Annotated in this window: 15 protein-coding genes and 4 pseudogenes; 18 read left to right on the top strand and 1 reads right to left on the bottom strand. The window is 35.0% G+C overall.

Annotated elements, in window-relative coordinates; genetic code table 11:
* Window positions 1-365 precede the first annotated feature (365 nt).
* The 9 genes and pseudogenes from BW732_RS05385 to BW732_RS11410 form a co-directional block, all read left to right on the top strand.
* The gene (locus BW732_RS05385) at window positions 366-4,322 is read left to right on the top strand and encodes an isopeptide-forming domain-containing fimbrial protein (RefSeq protein WP_161485525.1); all 3,957 of its coding nucleotides are present in this window, start codon (window positions 366-368) and stop codon (window positions 4,320-4,322) included.
* On the top strand, window positions 4,319-5,389 hold the full coding sequence (locus tag BW732_RS05380; protein ID WP_077275818.1) for a SpaA isopeptide-forming pilin-related protein: 1,071 nt from the start codon (window positions 4,319-4,321) through the stop codon (window positions 5,387-5,389). The genes BW732_RS05385 and BW732_RS05380 overlap by 4 nt, the downstream gene beginning before the upstream one ends.
* Window positions 5,382-7,001, top strand: a complete 1,620-nt coding sequence (locus tag BW732_RS05375; protein ID WP_077275817.1) for a SpaH/EbpB family LPXTG-anchored major pilin — start codon at window positions 5,382-5,384, stop codon at window positions 6,999-7,001. Before BW732_RS05380 ends, BW732_RS05375 begins: the two co-directional genes overlap by 8 nt.
* A 66-nt stretch (window positions 7,002-7,067) precedes the next feature.
* Window positions 7,068-8,222: a class C sortase gene (locus BW732_RS05370; protein ID WP_077275816.1), complete on the top strand. Its 1,155-nt coding sequence runs from the start codon at window positions 7,068-7,070 to the stop codon at window positions 8,220-8,222.
* Window position 8,223: 1 nt separating this feature from the next.
* Window positions 8,224-9,075, top strand: a complete 852-nt coding sequence (locus tag BW732_RS05365; RefSeq protein WP_077275815.1) for a class C sortase — start codon at window positions 8,224-8,226, stop codon at window positions 9,073-9,075.
* On the top strand, window positions 9,030-9,377 hold the full coding sequence (locus BW732_RS05360; RefSeq protein WP_418369026.1) for a SpaA isopeptide-forming pilin-related protein: 348 nt from the start codon (window positions 9,030-9,032) through the stop codon (window positions 9,375-9,377). The genes BW732_RS05365 and BW732_RS05360 overlap by 46 nt, the downstream gene beginning before the upstream one ends.
* Before the next feature lie 162 nt (window positions 9,378-9,539).
* On the top strand, window positions 9,540-9,929 hold the full coding sequence (locus BW732_RS05355; protein WP_077275813.1) for a YccF domain-containing protein: 390 nt from the start codon (window positions 9,540-9,542) through the stop codon (window positions 9,927-9,929).
* An 87-nt stretch (window positions 9,930-10,016) separates the two neighbouring features.
* Window positions 10,017-12,176, top strand: a complete 2,160-nt coding sequence (locus tag BW732_RS05350; protein WP_077275812.1) for a HelD family protein — start codon at window positions 10,017-10,019, stop codon at window positions 12,174-12,176.
* A gap of 221 nt (window positions 12,177-12,397) precedes the next feature.
* Window positions 12,398-12,604: pseudogene (locus BW732_RS11410) on the top strand (IS6 family transposase); the annotation flags it as partial.
* Window positions 12,605-12,719: 115 nt separating this feature from the next.
* On the opposite strand, the gene BW732_RS05340 reads toward BW732_RS11410, so the two are convergent.
* Window positions 12,720-13,849 (bottom strand): IS3 family transposase gene (locus BW732_RS05340; RefSeq protein ID WP_126844579.1). Its coding sequence is split into 2 segments (ribosomal slippage): window positions 12,720-13,561 and window positions 13,561-13,849, totalling 1,131 coding nucleotides; the frame shifts between segments, so codons are not numbered across the junction.
* 72 nt (window positions 13,850-13,921) lie between these two features.
* Between BW732_RS05340 and BW732_RS05335 the strand changes: the two are divergent.
* The 9 genes and pseudogenes from BW732_RS05335 to BW732_RS05300 all read left to right on the top strand — a co-directional run.
* A pseudogene (locus tag BW732_RS05335) lies at window positions 13,922-14,202 on the top strand (DDE-type integrase/transposase/recombinase); the annotation flags it as partial.
* A gap of 98 nt (window positions 14,203-14,300) precedes the next feature.
* On the top strand, window positions 14,301-15,770 hold the full coding sequence (locus BW732_RS05330) for an IS1182 family transposase (protein ID WP_077275811.1): 1,470 nt from the start codon (window positions 14,301-14,303) through the stop codon (window positions 15,768-15,770).
* Window positions 15,761-15,884, top strand: a pseudogene (locus BW732_RS11485) (IS6 family transposase); the annotation flags it as partial. The gene BW732_RS05330 and the pseudogene BW732_RS11485, both read left to right, overlap by 10 nt.
* 357 nt (window positions 15,885-16,241) lie before the next feature.
* Window positions 16,242-17,411 carry a WxLIP family cell surface protein gene (locus BW732_RS05325; protein ID WP_077275810.1) on the top strand — a complete coding sequence of 390 codons (1,170 nt, stop codon included), beginning with the start codon at window positions 16,242-16,244 and terminating at the stop codon, window positions 17,409-17,411.
* Window positions 17,412-17,621: 210 nt separating this feature from the next.
* Entirely contained in the window at window positions 17,622-18,506 is an 885-nt protein-coding gene (locus BW732_RS05320; RefSeq protein WP_077276869.1) for a 3-hydroxyacyl-CoA dehydrogenase, read from the top strand.
* Between the two features lie 292 nt (window positions 18,507-18,798).
* Window positions 18,799-20,282: pseudogene (locus BW732_RS05315) on the top strand (MDR family MFS transporter).
* Window positions 20,279-20,977: a DUF4811 domain-containing protein gene (locus tag BW732_RS05310; RefSeq protein ID WP_077275809.1), complete on the top strand. Its 699-nt coding sequence runs from the start codon at window positions 20,279-20,281 to the stop codon at window positions 20,975-20,977. Before BW732_RS05315 ends, BW732_RS05310 begins: the two are co-directional and overlap by 4 nt.
* A 182-nt stretch (window positions 20,978-21,159) precedes the next feature.
* Window positions 21,160-21,552 (top strand): hypothetical protein, encoded by a 393-nt coding sequence (locus BW732_RS05305; RefSeq protein ID WP_077275808.1) that lies wholly within the window; start codon window positions 21,160-21,162, stop codon window positions 21,550-21,552.
* 131 nt (window positions 21,553-21,683) lie between these two features.
* Window positions 21,684-22,115, top strand: a complete 432-nt coding sequence (locus BW732_RS05300) for a MarR family winged helix-turn-helix transcriptional regulator (protein ID WP_077275807.1) — start codon at window positions 21,684-21,686, stop codon at window positions 22,113-22,115.
* Window positions 22,116-22,119: the final 4 nt, after the last annotated feature.

Raw genomic sequence — 22,119 nt, 5'->3', positions numbered from 1 at the left:
TTTTTATCGTTCTGTAAAAATACAAATATATAAAACAGTGTGTAATTAAAATATAAAAAGCTTATATATAAAGCTTTTTAGTCATATAGGTAAACAACTGAATAAAGGAGGTATTTTCATAAAAAGTTTCTTTATTTGGTTATTTTTTTGTTTTTTAGATTTTTTTTAATAAAATGATCATTTAAAAACGTACATTATTAAAAATATCTTATTTTTTTTTCAGAAATAAGGAAAATTATGATAATTATTATTATTTAGTACATGTTATATTTTGTGTATGAGATAAATACCTTATTTATAAAGGGGATGATAATTATTGAAGAATACATAATGGAATAATGACCCATAAGGAGGTGATGGAGTTCGTGAAAAACAAAAAAATAGGCATAGTTATATTTTTGTTGTTAGTTATACAAGTTATCATACCGGCTATTTCAGTTTCGGTGATATCTCCTGAAAAAAATGAGAAAGAGAGCTTTTTCAGTAAAACAAGTGATGATAAACCGATTGAAAATATCCAATTAGGTGAAGAATCAGAAGTGACTTACCACATGAAATCAGAGGGAGGTATAAAATCAAAAATTATTTTTCCTGAGAGTATGGAAGTAGATTTTTCTCAATTTGATGAAGAAGTAAAGAGTCAATTAATTGTTGTAAATGAGAATGAGATAATTATTGAATGGGATAGAAAGCCTGATAAAGCAACTGATCAAAAAATTGTTTTACCTCCTATAAAAGACGCTAGTTATTTAACGGCTATCGATTTAGATAATGAGGATAATAGCTTAAATGAGGTCACTCTTGGTATCATACCTGATACTAAAGTTGAAAAAAATCTACTCGAAGAAAGGACCAAATCAAAAGATAATAAAAAACAAAATGATCAGTCAATGTCTTTTTTAAAGAAATCCCCTATAAATATTGTTCCTAAAACAGCAAAAAAATCTTGGGTACAGGCATCCGCTTCAACCCTTTATAATGTTGCTTTGTCGTTAAATCCAGCAACGCCTAAAATTGATGCTGGGGCAAAAGCGGTGTTTAAGCTAGAATTAAAAGTTACTGGAGCACTTAAGAATTATAATAATGCTCAGCTTATCGTGAATTTACCAAAAGATACAAAGATGAATCAAAACTTACAAGAACTACAAATAGCGGATGTGACCCCGTACTATGATTCAGGAAACCATCGTTTAGTGTACAATATACCGCTCATGAAAACAGGTCAAACCTATCGAACGTTTGTTGAGTTGGACACAGTAAACGGTTCATTGCTTAATGGAACGAAATTACAGGCAAATGCTTCTATTGAGGCAAATGATTTTTCAAGAGTGACAGATACGGCAGAAATGACAGTGAATTCATCATTTGAAGTATCCATTGATAAAACTTATGATCAGACACTCGGAAAAGATAATACAAAACCGCCAATATCAGGTGATTATGGAATTTGGAAAATAACGGCGACTATTCCCGAAAAAAAGCAAGGTCAGCTATTTATTAAACCTGGGACAATTATTAGTATCACAGAAAAGATTCCTGAATATTTAGAGTTTATGGATTTTACGACTACAACGGGTTATCAGTACAACAGTAGTAATAAAACAGTAACTTGGAATATTGTAGCACCTAGTATTGAAAGTCAAACAGCCATGTCAGATTATCTGTTTCAACGGGAATTTCAAGTTCGTACTAGATTTTCCGCTAATATCCCTAATTATACTAAGATAATTAATCAGGCAACCATTTCAGCTGTGGGGTTAGATGGGGTGACAGTTAATAGTTCAGCAAGTGCCGATGTTACAACTGCTACAGGGAAAGATAGTGTTCCTACGACTCCAGGTAGTTTATTTTCACCAGCTCACTTTGGCCCGACAGATGGAGAAGGGACTATAAGTGATACATATACGTATAATATGAAGATGCCAACTGTTTATGAATCAGCAAGACTAGGTTTTAGTTGGACGATGCATTATGGCATGATCAATGGATTTGCTGGTATTACGCAAAATGGTAGACCACTCTTAGATCAAGCGACAGCTACTAACTTGCAGAAAAGTTTAGCCACTGGAAATAATAAGGAATTTAGTACGACATATATAATTGATAATAAGTTGACATTACAAAATTTGAAAATTACTTTACCTCAAATGGGTGCTTATAATAATCGAATTGCTGCTTTAAACGAGTTACCACAATCAACTCTTACTTTAGTTGTTAATGGCCAACTTGTAGGTAGACAAGTTAATTGGTCTAATTTGAGCAACCAAATTATTGATGGCAAACTTGTTTATACTAGAGAGTTATTAGGGTTATTACCAACGGATGATGTGTCTCAAATTGAATTCAAAATGATTAATCCACCTCCGGAAACTACTGTTGGTCGATTGTTTGTAGAATTTAGCATCAAGCCTAATTCTACAGGGGATGTTATAAATAAAGTTTCTCAAAAAGTGATTGATGCTAAAAGTAATTACTATTTTTATAATGTGACAGATGAAAATAAATATTTAGGACCTAGACAAGCGAAAGTAGTTCCTCCACCCTCAACATCGTATCCTTTAGCCCAAACAGATGTTGCATTTGTTACAAGTGACGGAAATATTGTCAAAGAAGGGCCAAATAAGGTAGAAGTATCTTTTAAAAATGATGCTGGCTCGTTAATGTATCTAAATGGTCCATTCAAATCATATGTTCTGTTACCTGAAGGAGTTGTGTTGACACAAAATTCAGGAAGGTTTGCGAATGGTACGTATCGGAAAACGTTAGATAACTTTCAAAATTCTAAACGACACTTAGTCGAATTATCGTGGGATAATAACATTACTTCACTAAATCGTGATGAGAATTTGACAGCAGAAGTAGATGTCAACATTACAAAAGATGCGTTGGATGTATTGGACATTGGAGTTTATAGTTATGCAGAAAAGAGTACGACGCTAAAGGTTGGTAGTAATAATGACTCTCCAATTATAAAAAATAAAGTAGAGTATAATTATGAATTTATGAATCCAAATCTTGGACAATACCATTATCGTGTACACACAGACAATCAATATCAAATACTAAGAAAAAATAGTGTTAAGACAGAGAAATTAGTCAAAGGAGAGAGGGATAACAATTATTCTTTAATGGGACATACTATTCCAGGGGGAATAATCGATTATCAACTCAGATTAACTAATTCTGGACAAGATAAAATTCGTAAATTGACAATGCTAGATGTATTGCCGTCAGTCGGTGATTTAGGTATTACAGATAATCTACCAAGAAATAGTCAATTCACACCAACTCTGACAGGTCCAATAGCAATACCGAATGACTGGAACGGTAAAGTAACTGTTCTGTACAGTTCAACAGCGAATCCTAAACGTGATGATTTGATGGCGAATGTTAAGTATCCGGATAATGTGGTGAAGATGACGAATCCAACAAATTCGGCAGAGCCAAATTGGCTAACTGCTTCACAAATAGGAAATTGGTCAACAATACGCAGTTTCAAAGTCGCCTTAAATAAGGATGTTACGTTGAATCCTGGAGAAAATATCACGTTATCATTCAGAATGAAAGCACCAGAAGCGAAAGATATCACGAATCCTAAGTTATTAAACACTGCTATCAATGAAAATGAGCGTGCCGCATGGAATTCGTTCGCTTTAGCGTTGAATGACTTACAAGTTGTTGAGCCCCTTCGAGTAGGTGTGGTCATGGAACCAAAAGATAAACCTGTTATTTCTAAAAAGGTCAATAGCCAAGAGAAGATTACACTGACGAATAAAGAGGATATTTTTAATTGGGAAATTAAGCCAACATTTAGTCAAGATGCTAGTTCTTGGGAGTCAGTAACAATAACTGACAAGTTAGAGCCTATATTGGATATTCAAGAAAAAGACATAAAAGTCTATGATAGCCAATGGAAAGATATTAAAAATCAAGGAAGCTTGCTAGTCAATAAAAGTAATAATACAGTTCAATTTAGTCTAAATAAAATCAATGGTAGTTACGCGTATTTAGCTGGGGAAACCTATACCATTATCATACCAACTAAAATTAAAGCCGATACTGCGCCAACTGCTATTGAGAACTATATAAAAAATGGTGGTATTCCAAACCAAGCCACATTAACGTTCAATCAAAGTAATGTCGTATCGAATACACCTAGGGTTATCCCTCCGAAACCAATTGTTCGTAGAGGTATTTTACCGGCTACTGGTGGTTTTGGCAACCCAGGAAACAAATGGACAGCGATCACGTTAGTCGGTTTATCTGGTCTATCTGGCTGTAGTTATCTGGTTTGGCAACGAAAGGGGTTGAGAAAAAAATGAGGACAGTTATTAAGCGCATTGTTTGTCTCTTACTTTTTTTAATCATCACCCCTCGAGTGGCGCATGCGACAACACAACAGATGGTTACGCTGGATTTATTTTATCCAATTTCTGAACAATTGATAACAAATCCAGTTTTGTCGGTTTATTCATTAACTAAAGAAGAGTATCAAGAGGCTGAACAAAAAAAGATTACAGCCGATGTCACTGAAGCGACTAACTTTATTAAAGAGCATAAATTAACTAAATTAATGGAACAAACCTTGAATTCTAAACAGGTCATTCCATTGACTCTACCATTAACATATCAGCAAACAGATAGTCTAGCCTACTATTTAATTATGCAAGAGGTAGATAGTGTCTCGACTTCGGGGGAGGAAAATCGTCTATACCCAATCTTACTAACACCAGTTAATTTAGCCTCAGAATCACCAACGATTCAAGGCAAGTTAGTACCGATTGATGGGGATATTTACTTTTTTAAAGTGTCAGAAACTAAGATACCTTTAGAGGGGGCAGAATTTGTCATTTATCGTCTAACAGAACAAGGGGCTAAAGATTACCTGGTGTCGTCTAGCCCAATGAAATGGGGAGATAAGAAAGACCAAGCAACGCTGTTTGTATCTGATACTACCGGTTTAGTTCGAGTACCTACGAGAACGTTTGAAACTGGCCATTATTATATGGAAGAAGTCAAAGCACCCGATGGCTACGAAATAACGGAGCAGGCCAAAAAAATAGCGATTAACTTAACGCGTGATGGTGAAGATGCACAACAAAATCAGGTAATTTATGTTAATCAACAACGGCTAACTAAGTTTCAAGCTAATCACTTATCAAAACAGGTGGTTGAGCAATTAGAACCAAGTATTGTCAATCAGTCGTTAGATGGAACGCCACCAACTAAAGAGGCAGTTCCCGGTAAAAATCAGCCACGATTAACAAGTTCGACTGGCAAATTACCACAAACTAATGAACAAAAAACAATTGTAGCGGCATTAGGAGCGTGTCTGTTAATGTCAGGTGCATTGATTTTATTAAGCAAAAGGAGAGAGAAGAATGAATAAGACACTTGGAAAAATTATTTCAGTATTAGTTTTACTGTTTCCGATGTTGGTTACACTAACAGCAGGAGTAACAGCTCAAGCAGCAGAAGAAACGGTTACCGTTAATTTACACAAACGGGTATTTGAAAATGGTGAGTCTCTGAAAACACCGTATCCAAAACAAAATACGGGAGAAGAGATGGCCGATTTTGGTGGAAAACCGCTAAATGGTGTGACATTTGAAGTGTATGATGTGTCGTCTGAATACACAAAATTATTAGCAACTAATGATGACAAGCAAGCAACAGCAAAAATTGTTGCTGATGCAAAAGCGGCTAGTTATGCACCTAGCTATGCAACAAAAGTTGGGGATAAAGTCGTAACAGCTGGTGAGGGTGTTGCCACCTTTACTGACTTACCAATGAAAAAAGATGGTGGGTACGCATCGTATTTATTCGTTGAAACAAATTCACCATCAAACGTTTCCGAAAAAGCCGCACCAATTGTGTTAACATTACCAGTCTATAAAGGTAATACGGAGACAGTGAATACAATGATTCACTTGTACCCTAAAAATGAAAAACAAAAATTAATTGACAAGGATTTAACAGATGAAACAAAAGCAGCGTTAAAGACAACTATTAACGGGCAAGATTTCTTTAACGTTGAAATTGGTAAACCATTCTCATATGGGATTACAGCAGGCTTACCATGGAATATCAAAGATAAACATTACTACCGTCTTACAGATACGCCAGATGCTGGAATGTCAGTTATTAAAGATACGGTTAAAGTAGCTAGTTTAACAAAAGGTACAGATTATATTATTTATACAGATGCGTCAAAACGTGGCTATATCATTGACTTTAATGTTGAATCGCCAGCAGTTCTAGCGTTAGCAGGTAAGCGTGTATCAATTACTTATGATGTAATCTTATCATCAGATGCTCAAATTGATTTAGGTATTAATAACTCGGCTTATGTTGAGTTAGGAACAGTGACACGTCCAGAAGATAAACCAAAATGGCCAGTGACACCACCAACAGATTATCCCGACAAACCAACTGATCCAACGAATCCAGAAATCCCAGATAAACCAACAGATCCAACAGATCCTGGAACACCAGATAAACCAGTTACAGGACCAGAAGTATTTACTGGTGCAAAGAAATTTAAAAAAGTTGATCTAAAAAGTGGACAAACATTAGCTGGAGCAAAATTTAAATTAGCTCGTGTGGATGCCGATAATAAAGTGATTGCTTATGCAACATTGAAAGATGGAAAATACACTTGGGCAAATGATGAAGCAACAGCAACAGCGTTTGAATCAAATGCAGAAGGCTTGTTTGAAATAAAAGGGTTAGAATATTCAGCTAAATTAACAGGTGGAATATCATATGCTTTAGTCGAGTTTGAAGCACCTGAAGGCTATGCGTTATTAACGAAACCAGTTAAATTTGATGTTATCAAAGATGATTATGCGACACAAACATTATCAATTGAGAATATCAAAAAAGGATTATTACCATCAACAGGTGGTAACGGAATCTACATGTTCTTAGCAGCAGGGACTGTTTTAATGGCAGGAGCTATTGTTTGGTACCGTCGTTCTAGAGCTGAAGCAGAAGTTTAATTTAAGGGAAGTTGAGACATAATAGATGTCTCAACTTTTTTATCTAGTGATCAAAGGGGTGAAGTCATGAAAGAGACATACTTATCAATGGGACTAAAAATCATCATGGTTAGTATGTTTGTTATGGGGGCTTTATTGTTCTTATATCCTTTCGTATCAAATGTCATTAATAATCAGTTTGATTACCAACGGGTTCAAAAGTATCAACAAAAAAGTGAACAAGAACTCGAAAAACAGCGTGAGCAGTTGAAAAAGAAACAAGAGAAATTGACAGCAGATGGTATTAGTGCTGGGTTATCCGAAGATGTGTTCAATGATGTGGGCAAGAACCAACGATTATCTGACGAGGTCGTGAAAGAGCATCTGATAGGTGTTATTCAAATACCTAAAATTGATGTGCAACTGCCGGTGTTTGACAAAACAACGGCTGACTTTCTGCAAGAAGGAGCGACAGTCTTGCCAGGCACCTCCTTACCTATAGGTGGAGACAGTACGCACTCAGTCATTACAGGACATACAGGATTATCGGAAAAATTACTCTTTACTAATTTAGATAAATTAGTTGCTGGAGATGTTATTTATTTAAGTGTGCTTGGGAAAAAAAGTGCGTATCAAGTAGACCAAATTAAGACGGTCTTACCGACTAATTTAGATGATATAGTTATGGTACCTGGAGAAGATTTACTGACGTTAGTCACATGCACACCGTATATGGTAAATACTCATCGTTTGTTAGTGCGAGGACATCGTGTTGCGTTACCTAAACAAAAGCTAGAAAAGGCACAAAAAGAAATAATTCAGAAAAATTCGCGCCAATTAGTTGGGTATTTATTACTGATTGCCTTACTTGTTTTATTTTTCGTGAGTGTTATTTGGCGTCAAGTAAGACTTTATCGTACGAGCCATCAAAACTATAAAGTTGATTTTAGGTTATTTGATCCTAAACACCCCCTTGCTTATGAATCGTTTCAGTTAGTTGAATACATTCGTAGAAAACCTTGTCTTAAAAACAATCAACCGGTTATTTTAGTGTCAGATAGTAAAGGTCGCATTCAAATTAGTCGTTTGCCAGGGAAAAAATATCTGTTAATACCATTAAATAAGAAGTTACTTCCAGGAGATATAATGCTTTATGTGACGCGTTACCGTAGTAAGTACTTTAAGATTAAAGGACGGAAAAAAGTAAAGAGTTATCGAATTAAGAATCGAGGGACAGACTAAGATGAGCAAAAAATTTCGTAATAAATTTATTATTATCAGTCTGTTCTTAGCGGGTATTTTATTATTTACGTATCCCTTTTATGTGAACGGGATTAATTACTTAATTGATCAGAAACGTATGGCAACCTACAATGAGCAACAAGAAACTAAATTGGCCGAACGCCGAAAAAAATTAGTTGAAAAAAATAATCAAATAAAAGTCGATGGACTCGTTGTTGATCATGATCCCTTTAATGATAGTCAGGTCAATCGAACAGATGGTGGAAAGAAATTGGCTAGTCATTTGATTGGTGCAATTACGATTCCTACCCTTGATGTGACCGTTCCAATTTACGATACGATTAACAATGATATATTGGAAGAGGGAGCCGGGGTGTTGCCAGGCACGTCTTTACCTGTTGGAGGGGACAGTACGCACTCTGTTATTTCTGCTCATCGTGGCTTGGCGGAACGTGTTTTATTTCGAGAGCTAGATAAATTAAAGACAGGTGATTATTTTTTAATTGACGTTTTAGGTGACACGCTAGCCTATCAAGTGAATGATGTTGCTGTTGTGTTGCCAGAAGAGATTGAGGTTATTAAGCTACAAACAGGACAAGACCTTGTGTCTCTACTAACGTGCACACCATATATGATTAATACCCATCGGTTAATTGTCACCGGAAAGCGCGTGCCAGTGACGAAGGAATTAGCTAAAGCAAAAGACACAAGTGAAAAAAACTTAAAAACGAAAGAGGTAGGCCTACTATTAATTATCGCTTGTGTCCTTGCACTATTAAGTTTTCTACTGATTAAAACACTATTTGCTTGGCGTTTAGCGAAAAAAAGTATGATTTGGTTTTTTATTATGTAGATAAGAGAAATCATGGGATCGAAGGTGTCACCTTTATCATCTACCCAAAGCGTGGGAAAAAATTATTGAAACGCAATGGTCAAGAGTTGCTAGCCATTAGTCATAAAAAAGGGCGCGTACATTTTTCAGCACTGCCTGGGGGTAGTTATCGTGTCGCGATGAAGGGAGCTCCCAATGACATTTTAGTGTTTTTTACTGTCAAGCGCTCAGATAAAAAACGCTTGGTGGTAAAACGGTCACTATCGACTCAAGTCGTTGTGAAACAAAAAGCGAAAAAAATAGTATTGGTTGCAAAAGATTAAGTAGCACATGTTTAATCAAGAGGATAGATACGGCTAATTCATACGAGTTAGCCGTTTTTATGTGTGATGAGCGGTTAAATTCCAACTAAAGTCCCTCGTTAAGTATTGATGAGTTTGCTATAGTAAAGTAACAGATTTATATAGAAAGAAGTGTGGGGAATTATGGGGTTAATTGGTAACATTATTTGGTTTATTTTTGGTGGGCTAATAGGTGCAGTCGGTTGGTTTCTTGCTGGTATTTTATGGAGTATAACGATTATTGGCATACCGATTGGCCGCCAATGTTTCAAATTAGCCGGCTTAAGTTTATGGCCATTTGGCAAGCGTGTTGTTTACCGTCAAAGTGGCGTATCACTGCTTGTGAATATTATTTGGTTAATCGTTAGTGGGTTGCCACTCGCATTAGGGCACTTGATGAGTGGCATGATTTTATGTGTCACCATCATTGGTATTCCATTTGGGCTACAATCATTTAAGTTAGCCAAGTTAGCCTTAATGCCATTTGGTGCTCGGGTTGTGTCATCTGATACAACTTACATGACGATTGATTAACGCCAGGATATTGGCGCCTTTTGATTGACGGAAGGTCGTAAAAAATGGTATTCTGTTAAGTCACGTAACAATCAAGGAGGACATGGAATGAGTCAACCAGAGTATCAATTAGAAGTAAATTATTTAGAAGATGTCTACAATCAACTTCTAGCACGTAAAGAGCAACTCGAACAATTATTAGCGACTGTTCGGACAGAAGGAATCAGTGATTTACAGAAAATGATGGGTGATGTGCGGATTAATTTTTCTAACATCACAGATAATCTCGATACGTTTGCGGCACTAGAGATGAAGAACCGCGAAATTGATCAATTAAATATTAAGTTAAAATCGGCCGAAGAATTTTTAACTAAGGTGGACCGCTTATTAGCCGCCCCTTATTTCGGGAAAATTACGGTTGATTTTTTAGATGATGAACCAGAAGAACCTTTTTATATTGGTATTAATGGATTTGCGAACGATGCCGGGGATTATCTAGTTTATGACTGGCGATCACCCATTGCAGAATTATTCTATAATAATGAGATGGGATCTTCCTTTTATACGGTGAATAAAAATCGGATTGATGTGGCGATTACACAACGTCGACAATTTATTGTAGAGGCCAACCATTTATTAAATTATTTTGATACTGCTATTTCCATTCAAGATGATGTTCTATTAGATGCACTGGGTAGTAATGCAACACGCCACATGCGTGATATTACTTCCACTATTCAAAAAGAGCAGAATGTCATCATTCGAGATACGACACATCCAAATATTTTAGTCAATGGGGTAGCTGGTAGTGGTAAGACGTCAACGATTATGCAGCGGATTGCCTACTTACTCTTCCAATACCGTGAGTATTTAACATCAGATAATCTGATGATTTTGTCCCCAAATAATAAATTTATTGATTACATTGCAAATGTCTTACCTTCTTTAGGTGAGAAAAATCCGTTAAATTTGACGTTGTTACAATTTGTGAAGCAACATTTTAATCTACAATTAGTTGATGAAGCGATGCATTTTGAACGGGTGAGTGCTCAGTCTATTACTCCGGAAACACAGGTCTTGCGTGAGAAAGATTTTGTTACATTTGTGACAAAATCGGGACATTTATTTAGTCAAGATGAGCAGATGTTTCAGGGTTTAATGCGTAAGAATCAAGAGATTATTTCCAAGCAACACATTTGGGAATTATTCCAATCAACACCCAAAGAATCAAGCTTGATTGATCGCCTACAAGCGACCAAACAATTATTACGTCGCTCATGGGAAGAGCGTCTAACGAAACAAGCCCGCTCTAATAAAGTACAAGACCAAGTGTTATCGCTATCTGAGGAGTTACAGGAAAAGATTTTTGGTAGTCTCTTAACTGAGAAAGCTGAAAAAAATGTATACCCTTATGCTAAAAAATTACTAAAACGCCAATATCGAGCCATTACAAAAGGTATTGAACAGAATGATTGGCTAGACCTTGATTATTTGTTCCAAAAAATCTATACGACTTATACCGGCTCAGCCTACGAGTGGAGCAGTGATGAGGCCTATAACGTTGACGAAGCAGTGGTCTTTTTAACGTTGCAACATCATTTAGTCGAGCGATTAGATGTTTCAGCTATGCGGTTTATTTTTATTGATGAGGTGCAAGATTATACACCAGCTCAAATGAGTTTATTGCTAGATTTATTTCCTAATGCCAAGTTTACTATGGTAGGTGATGAGAATCAGTCGATTTTCAATGCGTCGATTCCTTTTGCTGCGATTGAAGCAGACTTCGCGCAACGCCAGCGCTCTTGTCATCCTTATAATTTGTTAAGTAGCTATCGGTCAACAGGTGCTATTACGGCATTTTTTGGTCACTTATCAACGATTGATCACAGTATGTCGATTGTACCAATTCGTGAAGAAGGGGAAAAACCAAGTTATCTTGCATATCAAACATCGGAAGATTTTTGTCGTTTGGTTCAAGATGTACTGGTAACACTACAAGATGAACCGTTGACGATTATTACAAAAGATGCTTCTGAAGCGAGACGCGTGAAAGAATGGTTGGTACCTGATGTCTTGTCACGAGTAAAAATCTACCCGATTACGTTATGTAAAGGGTTAGAGTTTGATAATGTCTTTATTTACCATGTATCTAAGGGACATTATATGAACCAACGTGACCAAAAATTATTGTACACAATAGCATCACGAGCGATGAAACGTCTATTTATTAGTTACGAAAATCAGTTAAGTCCGTTAATAAATATGTAAAAAATAGAATCCAATTAGCTAGTTACATGCTAATTGGATCTTGTTTGTCTTTTTTAGGTAAAAAATCGCACTATCCTTTAGAATTCAAGTGTTGAAACTAAATTAAAAAGTAGTGCTATTTATGTATAAGAATTATCACCTAAAACGGTTCTGTTGCAAAGTTTTTCAATTATTCTAATTTAATGTAAAAGTAAGTAGAAAAAGAAGCTTAGAGGTTTCAGATGGCTCACTTTAAAGTGAAGAAACTTCAAAAAGATATTATTACCATAGCCGTTGGCTATTATTTGAGATATCGAGAAGTTTTTGAAATTATGAGTGATCGCGGAATTAACGTTTATCATACAACCATCTATCGGTGGATATAATGGTATAGACAGATTATCTACTGTCTATGGAAGAAACGCAATAAATCTGTGAGTGATTCTTGGTGAATGGATGAAACTTATATTAAAGTAAAAGGTTGGTGGCATTTGAATTGGCAACACTTTTCTGTACAAAAATTATAAGGTCTTTATTTTCTTTTGATAGTTATATTATGTCCCGCTAAATAGCCTGTTTCAACTCCCAATCTAAACGGTAATTAATCGGAGATTGATACCCAAGCTTGCCATGTTTTCTAAACTTGTTCCACCAATTGACATAATCCATTAACTCATATTGCAGTTCGAACAATGATTCAAAAGATTGTTGATAAATAAACTCAATCTTAAATGCTCGATAAGTTGCTTCTGCCACGGCGTTATCATAGGGACAACCAGGGCGTGATAAAGAACGCTGTATCTGAAACGCAGCTAATAATTCATCAATACTTTGATTATCAAATTCTTTTCCTCGGTCTGTATGAAAAATTTCAACATCATCTAATGGCTGTTCAATCGTTCCGATTGCCTGTAACACAAGGTCCACAGATTTGTTAGGACCACTAGAATAGCCAACTATTTCTCGATTGAATAAATCAAGAATAAAGCAGACATAATGCCACTTTTGACCTACTTTAACATAGGTTAAATCTGTCACTAAAGCTTCCATAGGTTGCATTCTATCAAATTGACGTGATAAAACATTAGCGATTTTCTGTTCATTTTTACTCGTTGCCTGTGGCTTAAATTTCAGTGTTGTGTAGCTTGAAATGAAATTGAACTTATTCATGATTCGTCGTATCCTTCTTCTTGAAACAATTAATTCTTGATCGTTTAAATCATCTTTAATTCTTCTTGCTCCGTAGGAGTTACGGCTATTTGTGAAGGACTCAATGACTGCTTTTTCAACAATAGCTTCTGATTTTTTTCTTTTAACTTCATAGTAATAAGCCCCACGAGAAATTTCTAATTTTCGACACATCGCTGATACACTGTACTTCTTTTTATTTTTTCTAACAACTTCTACTTTCGTCCGAATATCAGCGCTGCTTGCTTTAAAATATCATTCTCCATCATCAATTCTTTATTTAGTTTACGTAATTCACGCAACTCTTTTTCTTCTGGCGTCAAATTATCTTTCTCTTTGAATGATCCTGACTGATTGTACTGTTTGACCCATTTGTCAAAAGTTGATGGCGTTAGATCATATTCTCTTAAAATATCTTTTCTAGGTTTTCCTGATTTATGGAGTTCCACCATTTGTTTCTTAAATGATTCTTTAAAGGTCCGTCTCGGTTTTCTGTTAGTTGTCATGAGATAAGCTCCTAATCTGTTTTTTATTAAGTATAGACACCTTATCTTTTTTGTTCAACTAAGTGTAACCTATTCAATTATTTGTATCGTGCCATCGACTCTGCAGGATTAACATTAGATATATAGTTACGATAAAATCTTAATAATCAAGCTTTTATGCGTTCTTTAAACGATTAATTAAACAATTTGGAGAACCTAGAGTTCTTGTGATGGATAAATTTCCTTCACTGTCTTGTTCTTTTAAGCGACTTAAATCAGAAAGTTTTTTTATCTCAACAATTCATAGAACAAGTAAATACTTGAATAATATTATTGAACAGAATCATCGATCAATCAAAAAAAGACATAAATTATAGCAGTCCTTAAGGACTGCTCAGACTGTAGACAAAGTATCAAAAATTTGATACTTTGTCTTTTTTTCTTGGTAAAATAGAGAAAAGGAGTTGCTTCCATGCTAAAAAAACAAGATATGAGCAAACGTAATCAAATTGGTTTTTATTCTCTAGAAGATTTAGTTCCCAAGGAACATCTATTAAGAGATATTGATAAATATGTAGATTTTAATTTTATTTATAAGTTAGTTGAAGATAAATACGATGAATCAAATGGCCGCCCTAGTATAGATCCGGTTCTATTAATTAAACTTCCGTTGATTCAGTATCTTTATGGTATAAAAAGTATGAGACAAACTATTAAAGATGTTGAGGTTAACATGGCTTATCGCTGGTTTTTAGGTTTGGATATCGAAGATGCTGTTCCTCACTTCTCAACCTTTGGCAAAAATTATTCTAGAAGATTTCGTGGTACAGATATCTTTGAACAAATATTTTACGGCATATTAGAACAGTGTATTGAAGCTGAATTAGTGGATACTTCTGAAGTATTTATTGATGGTACTCATATAAAAGCACATGCAAATAATAAAAAATATGAAAGTAACGAAGTTACTGAAGAAACTCTTTTTTATGTGGAATCACTACAAAAAGAAGTTGAAATAGATAGAGAAAAAAGATTAAAAAAGCCCTTAAAAAGAAGAGAGGAAAGTGAAAATCAGGTAAAACATAAAAAAATTAGTAAAACAGATGATGAGAGTGGTTGGTTCCATAAAGGAGAGCATAAACAGGTTTTTGCTTATGCTGCACAAGTAGCATGTGACAAGAATGGTTGGGTTTTAGGATATACAACTCATCCTGGTAATCAACATGATAGTCGGACATTCATCGATATCTATAATAAATTACAAAGTCACTTTACCTTAGATAAATTAGTAATGGACGCTGGATACAAAACACCTGGTATAGCCCATTTATTATTTCAAAATAATTTAACACCTATTTTTCCATATAAAAGACCTATGACCAAAAAAGGATTTTATAAAAAACATGATTATGTTTACGATGAATACTACGATCAATATATCTGCCCTAATGTGAAAATTTTAAGCTATACAACAACTAACAGAGACGGATATCGTGAATACAAAAGTAATACGTCTGATTGTAGTCAATGCCCTTTGATTGCCTATTGTACTGAGTCAAAAGAAAAGAGGAAATTAATTCAACGACATTTATGGGAAAATGATATGGAACGTTGTGAAGACATACGTCATTCCCTTGGAATGAAAGCTATATATAATAATCGAAAACAAACAATTGAGCGATTATTTGGAACGGCAAAAGAATTTCATGGCTTACGTTACACTAATTTAATTGGGAAAGAAAAAATGCACATGAAAATTGGGCTCACTTTCGCATGCCTTAACATTAAAAAATTAGCAAAAATGCTTAAATTAAGAGACCTGAAGGGCTCTATTTTTTTATCTATTTTGGGAATTTTATCAAAAATAATGATAAGATACAAAAAAACAAACCAATTACCCTTTATGAGCAACTGGTTTGTCTTCAATCTGAGCAGTCCTTAAGGACTGCTTCAGCCACGATTAAAGGGATTGAAATAGTGCATGGCTTTATACAAAATAAGCCAAAGAGACGGAAATCTCTTTGGCTTTTCAGTCGTTTATGAAATCAATTATTAATGGGTTCTGCATAAAAATCAAACAAAAGAGGACTAGAACTTCTTATTTTTCAACTTTGAACAGAACCCAAATTATCATTACTATTTATTCATTGAAATATTGCCAAATAAAACTATAATTGATAAACATCATCAGAAGTATTTTTGAATTATCGTGATAATGATATTTTGTCTAGTTTAATTTGACAACTGAAATTATTAAAGAAACCGGCCTCTAAGAATGCTGTGATGACGGTTTTTTAGGAAATGCTGACGCAAAATTGTGATATTTTCAATAATATCGTTATTTAGTTTAAAAATGGTCAAAAATCCGATATAATGAATACAAAGATGTCATAATTCGATTAGGAGTGTAAACATGGAACAAATAGTCCAAAAAAAAACGCAAAATAACATTAATTTTTTTTTATTTTTTGCGACATTAGTCGCTGTACCTACTGCTAATTTTGCAGCAGAGCAAAAAGATGAGGCTTTAAGTTTTAAGATGAATATCGTCCCACCGGATAGTCAAAAAGATAAGAAAACGTCTTACTTTGATTTAAAGGTAAAACCCAATGAAACATTAGATTTAAAAATCAATGTCTCAAATACTGGAAATGACAAGAAGAAAATTCGTGTAACACCAACGAATGCACAAACCAACCAAAATGGGGTCATTGATTATTCGATTCCGGGAAAAGATTATAAGCCAGATTCAACATTAAAATTCCCATTCACGTCACTGGTTGATGGTGGCGAGCAAACGGTTGAAATCGATGGGGGTAAATCAAAAGAAGTGACGTTTAAAGTAAAAACCCCAAGTGAAGCATTTAAAGGGTTAATTTTAGGCGGATTTGTGGCAGATTTACCAGATGTTGATCAGAAAAATGAAAAAACTGAAGGGGTTAAGATTGTCAATAAATTCCAAGTTGTCAAAGCTGTCATGCTTCGTGAGAGTGATGAAAAAGTTGCGCCAGAGCTAAAAATGAATGATGTCAAACCAGCGTTGGTAGGATATCGTACAGCTGTGACGGCTAACCTCCAAAACGTTGAGCCAGAAATGTTTGGTAAAATGAAGGTTGATGCTGAAGTCACTAAAAAAGGCTCAACTGAAGTCATCAAAAAAGAAGTTAAAGAAGGACTAGAAATGGCGCCTAACTCTAACTTCGATTATCCGATTATGTGGAATAATCAACGACTAGAACCAGGTGATTATACGTTGAAATTAACGGCAACATCGGGTAGCAAAACATGGCCGTTTACGAAAGATTTTACTATTTCTCGTGATGAGAGTGATAAATTAAATAAAGATGCTGTTGACTTAGCTGAACCAGAAGGTTTACCAATTTGGGTCTACATTTTAATTGGCGTATTAATTTTACTGGTTATTGTGATTATTATTATTGTTATTCGCAATGCTAAAAATAAGAAAAATACGAAATCACGTAAATCTTCATCAAGTAAAAAAGGCAGTGGTAAGTCAAGCAGTAAATCAAGTGGTAAGTCACGTAAGAGCAGTGGCTCATCGTCTAAGAAAAAACGTAAATAATGCTTAAACACAAGTCGAATTATCACGACTTGTGTTTTTTTTATGAAAAAAATAAGAAAGGTTATTTTTTGTTCATTTAAAGATTGATTAAAATAAGTTAGCGCGTTACAATAACACATGTAGAGATTATTTGTTAACAATATTAGGTTTAAAAGTTTTTAAAGTGTTTTATTCTAGATGTTAAAAAACAGAAAAGAGGCTTTTAATATGATGACATTTAATAATGTAACAGTCATAGGTAGTGGGGTTCTAGGTAGTCAAATTGCGTTTCAAGTTGCCTATTCTGGTATTAATGTTGTGGTCAATGATATTAGTGATGACGCATTAGCACGTGCCAAACAAAAAATGAGCGGTCTAACAGCAAGTTATGAACATGATTTACATGTAACTGATGCTGAGATGGAGGCAACCCTCGCACGAATTTCTTATAACTCAAATTTAGCAGAAGCTGTTAAAGGAGCAGACCTTGTGATTGAAGCAATCCCTGAAGTGAAAGAGATGAAAGAAGCACTTTATCAAAAACTCGCTCAAGTTGCTCCAAGTCATACCGTATTTGCGACCAACACATCAACCTTTTTACCAAGTGATTTTGCTGCAGCGACTGGCCGTCCAGATAAATTTATTGCTTTACATTTTGCCAATCAAATCTGGTTAAATAATACAGCGGAAATTCAAGGGTCTAGCCAAACTAGTCCTGACGTTTTTGAGAGCGTTGTGGCTTTTGCGAAAGAAATTGGTATGATTGCACTACCGCTTAAAAAAGAACATCCTGGTTATATTTTAAATTCATTGTTAGTTCCTTTATTACGTGCCGCAGAAGATTTAATGTTAGACGGCGTTGCACAACCAGAAACGATTGACCGGACTTGGATGATTGCAACTAAATCCCCAAGAGGCCCATTTGCTATTTTAGATATGGTGGGCTTGAAAACAGCATATAATATTGCATTAAGTGAAAACACAGCTACTTCTAAAAAACTAGCTAACTACTTGAAAGAACATTATATTGATCAAGGTAAGTTAGGTATTCAAACTGGAGAAGGCTTTTACAACTATCCAAATCCAGCATATATGGAAAAAGATTTTTTGAAATAAATTATCTAAGTGAATAATTAATTAACCCTAATAGTTTATTAGACTATCAGGGTTAATTTTGCTTATGGGTTGTTTTGTCATTTTATTAAGCAATGCTAGCTAGTCAATCTAAAAATATTAGGAAATAACTATTTTATAAAAAATACAGTAGTTAGAATAGTGTGTTTCTATGTTATTTTATTATGAATAAAAAAACCTTATAAACTTTAATGTTAATTAGTTTGACATGTTTAATATAAAAACATACAATGGACTATGTTTTCGATTTTTTAAATAAGGAGTGTATTATAGCGTGAGTGAGACAAAACAAACAGTCGATATTTATGGAAAACCGTATCATCGTAATTTACTGATTGCGGTACTGTTAATCGGTTCTTTTTGTACAATTTTAAATCAAACACTTTTAGCAACAGCTTTTCCAACGTTGATGAAAGACTTTGATATTTCAGCTTCGACTGTCCAATGGTTGACGACTGGATTTATGTTAGTTAATGGTATTATGATTCCAATTACTGCTTGGATGATGAATAAATTTTCGTCAAAAAATTATATTTATTTGCCATGATTACTTTTTTATTAGGTACTATCCAATGTTATTTGGCACCTAATTTTAATTTATTATTGATTGGACGATTAATTCAAGCGATTGGTGTGGGTGTATCGATGCCTTTGCTACAAACAATTATGCTGACAATTTTTCCACCAGAGAAGCGGGGAGCGGCTATGGGAATGACTGGAATTGTCATTGGTTTGGCGCCCGCACTTGGACCAACGTTATCAGGTTGGATTATTGACCATTATCATTGGCGTGATTTATTTGGGATGATTATTCCGATTGTGTTAGTTGTAGTTTTTCTAGCCTTTTTCTGGATGAAAAGTGTCATTCCTTTATCAAATCCTAAAATTGATATGCCATCAGTGATCTTATCAACAATTGGTTTTGGTAGCTTACTTTACGGCTTCTCTAGTGTAGGAAATGATGGCTGGGGTAGTGCCACGGTGATATCGACACTTGTCATTGGTGTCATTGTTATTGCGGTTTTTGCTAGACGACAGTTACATTTAGAGAACCCATTTTTAGAACTACGTGTCTTTAAGTCTTCTGTATTTACCATTGCTGCTATTTTAGCTGGTGTGACTAATATGGCAATGATTGGTGCGGAAATGGTTATCCCTCTTTATATCCAAAATATTCGCGGAGAATCAGCTTTTCATTCTGGTCTCATGTTATTACCTGGTGCATTAGTAATGGGAGCGATGATGCCTATTACTGGTATTATTTTTGATAAGCATGGTGCCAGACGACTAGCAATTACTGGAATGTTTATTCTGACAGCAGCGACGGCTCCTTTTGCCTTTTTAACGGCAACTACTCCTGTTGCTTATATTGTCACATTATATGCCATCCGGATGTTTGGGATTTCAATGGTAATGATGCCAGTAACAACATCAGGGATGAATGCTTTACCAACAAAATTAATTACACACGGGACGGCGGTTAATAACACATTCCGTCAAATTGCTAGTTCAATTGGAACGGCGGTTTTAATTAGCGTCTTGACAAATGTCACCACAAATAATTTGCCAGCTAAATCAGAATTAAAAGCGACACCTTTAGCCTACAAAGATCATGCGTTGACAGCAACCTTGTCTGGTTACCACGCAGCCTTTTTTGTCGCTATTATGTTTGGTGTGATTGGTTTAGTAATTGCGCTCTTTCTGAAAAAAAGCCCTGTTATTCACCATGAGGTTTCAGAGGAGGTGACTAAAGGATGATTTTAGTACTCATAATTGTGAGTGTCGCTTTATTTATGGTCACAAATGTCTTTGCTAAGACAAGGTGGCAAACAGTACTATCACTTGTTTTTGGAGCGATTTTTTCCTTGTCACTAGTTTTGATTGTCTTAAATGTCACGACTCACTTTGGTATGACAAAAGTCACAACAACCAAAACGCTACCACTCGTTTCAACAAGTGGGCAAGATACTCCGGATATTTTATTCTATAAACCATTAGGTAATGGGACGGAAAAAATCTATTTGTATCAAACGTCAACCTCTCAAAAGAAACCAACAGCGACTGGAACTGACCATACGACCAATCAGTTGGTGACAAATAGTCAAAAAGCTGAGTTAGTACAACACGAAGTTCATTGGGAATATCAACATAAATTTGCTGAATGGATGTTTGGAATTGCAGGAAATGCTCATGAGTTAGTTGAGGTGACAAATGAGTTTCATGTGCCAAATGATTGGCTAGTTTTAACAGTTGATGAAGCGAAGACACTTGAGACTAAGTTGACTAGTCAAAAAAATCTGTTAGAGCAAGAAGCTAAAAAATATGTCGCTGAAGAACTGACTTCAGCAATGCAAAAAAATCCTAATTTAAGTGAAACCGAGCGTGAAAAAGTTAGTCAAGACGCCGCAAAAAGGTTTCAATCAGAAGCAATACAACGACTTTTGAAAGAGTAACTGGTTAAGTTAGAGCAGGTAGTCTATGAAAAGCTATCTGCTCTTTGATTTATGATCTGAAAATTAAAAATTATTTAAAATTTGTTGTTTTTACGCTTGTTAATATGATACTATCCAACCATGTATTCTATTTCGGTAGATTTACGGGTAATAGTTAAAACTTTGATTGAAAGGAGACAAATATGAGTAAAAAAAATAAAAAACAGCAATCTAAGGTAAATGAATTTACGGACAATGAGTCAGTCATGCCTAGTGGGTTACCAAATGATTGGGCGGTTATTATTAGTTCATTTTGCTTGATTGTGGCTGGTTATTTATTTAGTAATGATGATATTTATGGTGGTTTTTCGATTGCTTGTTACGTGCTAGCGATTTTAATTGGTGGCGTAGCCCCTTTAAAAACAGCTTGGATGGGTTTACGTCTTAAAAAGCTAAATGTAGCACAGTTAATTGTCGTCGTTGTAGTAGTTTTAGTAGTGATGAAGCAATTACTAGCTAGCAGTCTCTTATTATTCATGATGACACTTAGTGTTTTTTTTCGTACACATCGACACAAAAAAAATCAAACAAACTAGATGAAATCATTAAATACTAGTTTGTTTGATTTTTTTTGAGTCAAACTAGTTGCAAAAAAAGTCAAATTGTTTTATAGTTGATTGGTCAACAGTTGACAAGTCAACAGTTGGTGGGGAAGGGGGATTTAGCTATGTCGTTTAATGAAGTTAGTCACTTGTTCTATCAGGTGAAATTACTTGAACAACAGATTAATAAAGTATTTGAAGAAAAAGTTGGTTTGAGTCTTAGTCGCTATAAATTACTTTTAGTCTTACAAAAAGAAGGACCGTGTCTTCATGCAGATATCCAGGCGGCAATGAAAATTGATCAAGGGGCCATTACCCGTCATCTGAAAATTTTAGAAACAGAAGGCTACGTGACCAGATATCGTAATCCTGATAATAATCGTGAAGTTTTTGTCGAATTAACAGAAAAAGCACAGACAGAACTTGTTGCATGTTTGGGGAAACATCAACGATTTGAGGCTTTACTGGATTCGTATATGACAGCGACGGACTTAACCACTTTGTCTGATTTATTAAAGACATTGACAGAAGCCTTACACTCAATAAATGAAAAATAAGGGA

Source organism: Vagococcus penaei, assembly GCF_001998885.1.
Taxonomy (GTDB): domain Bacteria; phylum Bacillota; class Bacilli; order Lactobacillales; family Vagococcaceae; genus Vagococcus; species Vagococcus penaei.
The sequence above is the reverse complement of the archived record's forward strand: the minus strand, read 5'-3'. Positions and strand labels throughout refer to the sequence as shown.

What these genes read in the sequence shown, in the direction of transcription:
- BW732_RS05300 (WP_077275807.1), top strand. Translation starts at nt 21,684, where the DNA reads ATGTCGTTTAATGAAGTTAGTCACTTGTTCTATCAGGTGAAATTACTT.
- BW732_RS05380 (WP_077275818.1), top strand. Translation starts at nt 4,319, where the DNA reads ATGAGGACAGTTATTAAGCGCATTGTTTGTCTCTTACTTTTTTTAATC.
- BW732_RS05310 (WP_077275809.1), top strand. Translation starts at nt 20,279, where the DNA reads ATGATTTTAGTACTCATAATTGTGAGTGTCGCTTTATTTATGGTCACA.
- BW732_RS05365 (WP_077275815.1), top strand. Translation starts at nt 8,224, where the DNA reads ATGAGCAAAAAATTTCGTAATAAATTTATTATTATCAGTCTGTTCTTA.
- BW732_RS05305 (WP_077275808.1), top strand. Translation starts at nt 21,160, where the DNA reads ATGAGTAAAAAAAATAAAAAACAGCAATCTAAGGTAAATGAATTTACG.
- BW732_RS05320 (WP_077276869.1), top strand. Translation starts at nt 17,622, where the DNA reads ATGACATTTAATAATGTAACAGTCATAGGTAGTGGGGTTCTAGGTAGT.
- BW732_RS05325 (WP_077275810.1), top strand. Translation starts at nt 16,242, where the DNA reads ATGGAACAAATAGTCCAAAAAAAAACGCAAAATAACATTAATTTTTTT.
- BW732_RS05350 (WP_077275812.1), top strand. Translation starts at nt 10,017, where the DNA reads ATGAGTCAACCAGAGTATCAATTAGAAGTAAATTATTTAGAAGATGTC.
- BW732_RS05355 (WP_077275813.1), top strand. Translation starts at nt 9,540, where the DNA reads ATGGGGTTAATTGGTAACATTATTTGGTTTATTTTTGGTGGGCTAATA.
- BW732_RS05330 (WP_077275811.1), top strand. Translation starts at nt 14,301, where the DNA reads ATGCTAAAAAAACAAGATATGAGCAAACGTAATCAAATTGGTTTTTAT.
- BW732_RS05375 (WP_077275817.1), top strand. Translation starts at nt 5,382, where the DNA reads ATGAATAAGACACTTGGAAAAATTATTTCAGTATTAGTTTTACTGTTT.
- BW732_RS05370 (WP_077275816.1), top strand. Translation starts at nt 7,068, where the DNA reads ATGAAAGAGACATACTTATCAATGGGACTAAAAATCATCATGGTTAGT.